At 55.3% G+C, this 6,741-nt stretch carries 5 protein-coding genes and 1 riboswitch; of the genes, 4 read left to right on the forward strand and 1 reads right to left on the reverse strand.

Features of this window, described 5'->3' with window-relative positions; genetic code table 11:
* Positions 1-14 precede the first annotated feature (14 nt).
* Positions 15-950, reverse strand: a complete 936-nt coding sequence (corA, locus tag ACFFK0_RS03465) for a magnesium/cobalt transporter CorA (RefSeq protein ID WP_377468497.1) — start codon at positions 948-950, stop codon at positions 15-17.
* A gap of 401 nt (positions 951-1,351) precedes the next feature.
* A riboswitch (SAM riboswitch) is annotated at positions 1,352-1,476 on the forward strand.
* A gap of 95 nt (positions 1,477-1,571) precedes the next feature.
* Between corA and metA the strand changes: the two genes are divergently transcribed.
* From metA to mqnC, 4 genes are all read left to right on the forward strand, one after another.
* Entirely contained in the window at positions 1,572-2,507 is a 936-nt protein-coding gene (metA, locus tag ACFFK0_RS03470) for a homoserine O-acetyltransferase MetA (protein ID WP_377468498.1), read from the forward strand.
* A gap of 29 nt (positions 2,508-2,536) precedes the next feature.
* Positions 2,537-3,706: an aminotransferase class I/II-fold pyridoxal phosphate-dependent enzyme gene (locus tag ACFFK0_RS03475; protein ID WP_377468499.1), complete on the forward strand. Its 1,170-nt coding sequence runs from the start codon at positions 2,537-2,539 to the stop codon at positions 3,704-3,706.
* Positions 3,706-4,875 carry a trans-sulfuration enzyme family protein gene (locus ACFFK0_RS03480; protein WP_377468500.1) on the forward strand — a complete coding sequence of 390 codons (1,170 nt, stop codon included), beginning with the start codon at positions 3,706-3,708 and terminating at the stop codon, positions 4,873-4,875. Before ACFFK0_RS03475 ends, ACFFK0_RS03480 begins: the two co-directional genes overlap by 1 nt.
* Positions 4,876-4,946: 71 nt before the next feature.
* On the forward strand, positions 4,947-6,092 hold the full coding sequence (mqnC, locus tag ACFFK0_RS03485; protein WP_377468501.1) for a cyclic dehypoxanthinyl futalosine synthase: 1,146 nt from the start codon (positions 4,947-4,949) through the stop codon (positions 6,090-6,092).
* Positions 6,093-6,741: the final 649 nt, after the last annotated feature.

Raw genomic sequence — 6,741 nt, forward strand, 5'->3', positions numbered from 1 at the left:
TTTGACCGGTTCCGTCAAAGCCAATTTTTCTTCTTAAACAGCAGGAACATGGCGATCCCCAGAACGATCATCGCGCCGACGATCAGCTCGCCGCTGTATTGCACATGCATAAACGGAACGTTATCAACATTCATTCCATAGATACCGGTAATAAACGTCAGCGGTACGAAAATCGCCGTCAGCGCCGTAAAGACTCTCATGATTTCGTTCGCGCGGTTCGCGACGGACGACTGGTACGCTTCCCGCAAGTTCCCCATCAAATCGCGCAGCGTATCGAACGTATCGACGATTTTCACCGCGTTCTCGTAAACGTCGCCGAAGTATTTTTGCCACTGGGATGAAATCAGCTTCAAGTCCTTCTTGTTCAACGTTCCGATCACGTCGCGCTGCGGCACGAGCACCTTCTTCAGCCACAAGATTTCGCTTCGCAGACCGATAATCTCGTTCAGGTGCGATTGCTTCGTATGCATGAGAATATCTTCCTCGAGCTTCTCGATCTTCGCTTCGATCCGGTCGCCGACGGCCGTGTAATTATCTACGATCAAGTCGACGAGCTGATATAGAAAGTGGTCGGCTGCGTTCACTTCTTCTTCCCACAGGAACGGCTTGATCATCCGCAGCTCGTGAATTTTTTGCCTGGTAACCGTTATAATGTAGTGCTTGCCTAAGAACAGGTTTAACGCGCGGAGAAAAATTTCTTCATCATCGAACCGGATGCTATTGATAACAATGAAATAGTGCGTATCATAAAATTCGATTTTCGGCCGTTGCTCTTCTTCGCTTAAGCAGTCTTCCACGGCAAGATCATGCAGTCCGAACAGAGGCTGAAGCACTTCCAGATCCTCCACGGTAGCGTCGATCCAATAAAAGCCGTTATCAGGCGGCGTAAGGGTGAGCGTAGGCTCTTCGATCAATGTGAATACGCCGTTTTGCACCAAGCGAATTTTCATCGGATCCACCCCTTATCTGGAAGCGGGCCTGGGCATACCGGGCTAGAGGCAACGATAGACGAACCCGGGCCAGCTTCGTGTGATGTATTGAGTTGTCAAGGTTACGCCGCGACTCGTCGGGTCACCGTCCATCGTTATCCCCCCTTATTGCCGAATGGGCTGAACATTATTCACATCGAGGAAAATTCGTGTCGAGCACTCTGTAAGTATACTCGTTCGATATCGGTTCTTCAAGCGTGGAGCAAGGCCTTTTCGATGTTTTTTTTGTATAGTATGGTATGCGGATAAGGGAGAATGGTTCGTGCTTAAGAGGGCTGCCGAGGAAGGAAAATCCTCTTGACCGGCGGGGCTTTTTCCATTACTCTAGATGTAGAGTTGCTACATAACTGAATACCTGTAAGCTCTTATCAAGAGTTGGTGGAGGGACTAGCCCGATGAAACCCGGCAACCGGCCGAACGATTCGCATATTGCGGACGAGGCACGGTGCTAAATCTTGCGGAGGCGTAAGCTTCTGAGAGATGAGAGAGGACATTGCTTATACGACGAATGGCCTTTCTCTGAAATGGAGAAGGGCCTTTTCTTATCTCATCTCATTCTCACATATTAAGGAGGGTACCGGAATGCCGATCAAAATTCCCGACAATCTGCCTGCCAAAGAAGTGCTCAATCAAGAAAATATTTTCGTCATGGATGAGAGCGTTGCGTTCCATCAAGACATCAGACCGCTGCGCATCGCCCTTCTGAACTTGATGCCGACGAAGGAAACGACGGAGACGCAAATCCTTCGCTTAATCGGCAATACGCCGCTGCAAGTCGATTTCGTGCTGCTGCACCCGCGCACTCATACATCCAAGAATACATCCGCCGAGCATTTGGAGGCGTTCTATAAGACGTTCGATGACGTGAAGCATGAGCGCTTTGACGGCCTCATTATTACCGGTGCGCCGGTCGAGACGCTGGAGTTCGAAGAGGTGAACTACTGGCAGGAGCTGCAGCAAATTATGGATTGGAGCAAGACGAACGTAACGTCGACGCTGCACATTTGCTGGGCCGCCCAGGCCGGGCTGTACCATCATTACGGAGTGCCCAAGTACCCAGTGGACAAAAAAATATTCGGCGTGTTCCCGCACTTCGTCGCGAAGCAAAACGTGAAGCTGCTGCGCGGGTTCGACGAATGGTTCTACGTCCCTCAGTCGCGTCACACGGAGGTACGCCGCGAAGACATTATCGGCAAGCCCGGGCTGGAAATTTTGTCCGAGTCCGACGAGTCGGGCGTGTATATCGTTGCTTCCGAGGACGGCAAACACATTTTCGTAACCGGCCATTCCGAATACGATGCGTGTACGCTGAAATGGGAATATGACCGCGATGTGAGCAGAGGGCTGGAGATCGACGTTCCGAAAAATTATTACCCGAACGACGACCCGACCCGCGAGCCTCGGGTGACGTGGAGAGCTCACGCAAATCTGCTGTTCTCCAACTGGCTGAATTACTACGTTTACCAGGAGACTCCGTTCGATTTGACGTCCGAGAGCCTGGCAAGCGCTAGCTTATAATAATCCATTCATGCGAGAGGAGCTTTTCTGTGAAGCACATTGAAAGCCGTTTAGCCCAAATCGGTTCCCAAGAAGAGCCTGTCACCGGAGCGGTCAGCTTCCCCGTGTACCAGGCTACCGCATTCCGCCATCCTAAGCTGGGGCAGAGCACCGGCTTTGACTACGCCCGGACGAAGAGTCCGACGAGAGCGGTGCTCGAGAAGGCGATTGCCGATCTGGAATCGGGCGATGCCGGCTTTGCGCTATCGACAGGCATGGCGGCGCTGCAAACGATCTTTGCGATGTTCAGCCAAGGCGACCATTTGATCGTATCTCTCGATCTGTACGGCGGTACGTACCGCTTGCTGGAAAAAATTATGTCCCGCTTCGGCGTGACGGCTTCTTACGTGGATACGAACGATCTGGATGCGCTGGAGACGACGGTGCGGCCGAATACGAAGGCGGTGCTCATCGAGACGCCGACGAACCCGCTGATGATGGTTACCGATATTGAGCTTGTCGCCGCATGGGCGAAGAAGAAAGGGCTTATCACAATTGTCGACAATACGCTGCTGACGCCGTACTTGCAGCGACCGCTGGAGATGGGCGCCGATATCGTCATCCACAGCGCGACCAAATACCTCGGCGGACATAACGATGTTCTGGCCGGCCTGATCGTTACGAAGGGGAAGGAGCTGTCGGAGCAGATCGGCTTCCTGCACAACTCGATCGGTGCCGTCCTCGGGCCGCAGGACAGCTGGCTGCTGATGCGCGGGATGAAGACGCTCGCGCTGCGGATGGAGCGCCATGAGGCGAATGCGACAGCGATCGCCCGCCACCTCGAACAGCACCCGATGGTGGCCGAAGTGTTCTATCCGGGCCTCGAGTCGCACCCGCAGCATGCGATTCAGAACAAGCAGTCCAAGGGCAACACCGGCATTTTCTCCTTTAAAATGAAAGACGCCCGCACGATCGAGCCGATCCTGCGCCATATCAAGCTCATCGCTTTCGCGGAAAGCCTTGGCGGCGTCGAGTCGCTGATGACGTATCCGGCCGTGCAGACGCATGCCGACATCCCGGAGGAAATCCGCAGAGCCGTCGGCGTCGACGATCGTCTGCTGCGTTTCTCCGTCGGTATCGAGCATGTGGACGATCTGATCGCGGATCTGGATCAAGCGTTCGCGGCTGCGGCTGAAGAGCTGAAGGGCGGGGCGCTGTAATGGGACGCGGCAATCGGGAAGAGGAGCAAGCGAAGAGCTTTGCAACGAAATTAATTCATTTTGAGGGTGCGTACGATACGGCGACGGGGGCTTCCAGCGTGCCGCTCTACCAGGCGTCGACGTTCCATCAAGCGGATGTTGAGGCGGGACAAACGTACGATTACACCCGTTCCGGCAACCCGACACGGCAGGTGCTCGAAGATTACATCGCTCAGCTGGAAGGGGGCGTCCGCGGCTTCGCGTTCGCTTCCGGTATGGCGGCGATCTCCTCGGCGTTCATGATTCTGTCGGCGGGCGATCACGTGATTTGCACGGAGGATGTGTACGGCGGGACGTACCGGCTGCTGACAACGATCATGAACCGGATGAACGTGGAAACGACGTTCGTCGATATGACCGATCTGGAGCAGGTGAAGGCGGCGCTCAGACCGAACACGAAGGCTGTGTTCATTGAGACGCCGTCCAACCCGACCTTGAGAATCACCGATATCGGAGCCGTCGTACAGTGGGCCAAGCAGCATGAGCTGCTGACGATGCTGGACAATACGTTTATGACGCCGTATCACCAGCGGCCGATCGAGCTTGGCGTCGATATCGTTCTGCACAGCGCCACGAAGTTTCTCGGCGGTCACTCCGACGTGCTCGGCGGGCTTGCCGTCGTAGCGAGCGAGGAGCTTGGCAGGCGGATGAAGGCGATTCAGAACGGGATGGGCAACGTGCTCGGCATTCAGGATTCGTGGCTGCTGATGCGCGGAATGAAGACGCTGAAGGCGCGTATGGACGCCCATGAGCAAGGGGCGCGGCGGCTCGCGGAGTGGCTGGCGGGCCGCTCGGACATCTCGGCGGTGTACTACCCGGGCTTGCCGAATCATCCGGGCCGTGCCATTCACGAGAAGCAGTCGAAGGGCTACGGTGCCGTCGTTTCTTTTGACGTCGGTTCGGGGAAGCGGGCGAAGCGTCTTATGGACAAGGTGACGATACCGCTTGTCGCCGTTTCGCTCGGGGCGGTGGAGAGCATTTTATCTTATCCCCCGCTCATGTCGCATGCAGCGATGCCGAAGGAAGTCCGCGCGGAGCGCGGCATTACGGACGGAATCCTCCGCTACTCGGTCGGACTTGAAGATATCGAGGATATTATTGCCGATCTGGACCAGGCGCTCGCAGAGTAGGCGGCTTTGTGGTAGGATGGAAGAAGCGAAATTTTACTTTCTATCCTGTACAACGAAGGAGTGTGCGAGTCATGACCGCGAGTCCAATCGACCGCATTCTAGATAAAGCCGTCGCCGGCGGCCGCCTCGATGTCGAGGAATGCATCACCTTGTACGAATCGGATCAAATCGAAAAGATGGGTCACGCCGCCAATCAGATTATGCTGAAGTGGCATCCGGAGCCGATAACGACGTTCGTGATCGGGCGTAACGTCAACTACACGAACATTTGCGACGTGTACTGCCGGTTCTGCGCGTTCTATCGGCCGCCGGGCTCGGCGGAAGGCTATGTGCTGCCCGACGAGGTCATTTTCCAGAAAATCCAGGAAACGATCGATGTCGGCGGTACGGAAATTTTGATGCAGGGCGGGACGAACCCGAATCTGCCTTTCAGCTACTACACGAACCTGCTGCGTGAGATTAAGAAGCGGTTCCCGCAAATTACGATGCATTCGTTCTCGCCGGCGGAAATCCAGAAGATGAAGGTCGTGTCGGACGGCCTCAGCCTGGAGGAGGTTGTACGCCAGCTGCACGAAGCGGGACTTGACTCGCTGCCTGGCGGCGGAGGGGAAATTTTGGACGACCGGACACGCCGCAAGATCAGCCGTCTGAAGGGTTCCTGGCGCGACTGGATGGACGTCATGCACACGGCGCATAAGATCGGCATGAATACAACCGCGACGATGGTGATCGGCTTCGGCGAATCGATGGAGGAGCGGGCGCTGCACCTGCTGCGCGTTCGTGACGAGCAGGATGACGTGATTGCGCAGAAGCTGCCGACGAGCGGGTTCAAAGCGTTCATCTCGTGGACGTTCCAGCCGGACAACACGAATATGAAGGCGGAGAAGCTGGGGCCTGAGGATTATCTCAAGAACGTGGCGATCAGCCGCCTGTTCCTGGACAATATTCCGAATTTCCAGTCGTCCTGGGTGACGATGGGGCCGGAGGTCGGCAAGCAGTCGCTGCATTTCGGCTGCAACGATTTCGGCTCGACGATGATTGAGGAGAACGTCGTCTCCGCAGCGGGCACAACGCACAAGGTGAACATCGGCTCGACGCTGGACATCATCCGTGCGGCGGGCAAAATCCCTGCGCAGCGCAATACGCGCTACGAAATCCTGCGCGTGTTCGACGACGTCAACGCCAAGGTGGATAACGATTTCGTAATGCAAAACTAATGAATAATGGAACCTTCGGCCCCACACTGTTCGTGGATGGCGAAGGTTTTATTTTTTTAGGATCGACTTGACGGGAAGCATCGCGGGCGAGGAGGGAGATGATTCGGGGAGATTCCTTGTAACTTAGCGGTTTTCAAATCCGTTATTTTGCTATAAACGGGCCGTCATTCGAGAATAAAGGATTTTGAGGGAGTTATTTTCGAGAGACAAGGCAAATTCAAGCAAAATGGCAGCATCTGTCACTCAATAGAGCCTTCAAAATCCGTTAATACGCAGGAAAGCTGCGAATTCCGCCAAATTAAGCCTTCAGGGACCGCTAAAGTTCAGCAACTGGACCCGGCCGTCCCTGCAGTCTCGTCTCTGCTTCTGCCGCACCCCCTCAAACTCCGCTATTAATGGGAAATGGTATTACGTTGGACTGATTCGAACGAATTAGCTGCGACCTGGTAAACTAGAGGCCGCATAAAGCACCCGATACGCACCCAATACGCCCCAACGAAGCCCCACCGACACACCAACGAAGCCCCACCGACACACCAACGAAGCCCCACCGACACACCAACGAAGCCCCACCGACACACCAACGAAGCCCCACCGACACACCAACGACGCCCCACCGACACACCAACGACGCCCCACCGACACACCA

Source organism: Paenibacillus chartarius, from assembly GCF_042432825.1.
In the GTDB taxonomy this organism is placed as follows: Bacteria; Bacillota; Bacilli; order Paenibacillales; family NBRC-103111; genus Gordoniibacillus; species Gordoniibacillus chartarius.

Coding starts and splice junctions, on each gene's coding strand:
- mqnC (WP_377468501.1), top strand. CDS start 4,947: ATGACCGCGAGTCCAATCGACCGCATTCTAGATAAAGCCGTCGCCGGC.
- ACFFK0_RS03480 (WP_377468500.1), top strand. CDS start 3,706: ATGGGACGCGGCAATCGGGAAGAGGAGCAAGCGAAGAGCTTTGCAACG.
- corA (WP_377468497.1), bottom strand. CDS start 950: ATGAAAATTCGCTTGGTGCAAAACGGCGTATTCACATTGATCGAAGAG.
- metA (WP_377468498.1), top strand. CDS start 1,572: ATGCCGATCAAAATTCCCGACAATCTGCCTGCCAAAGAAGTGCTCAAT.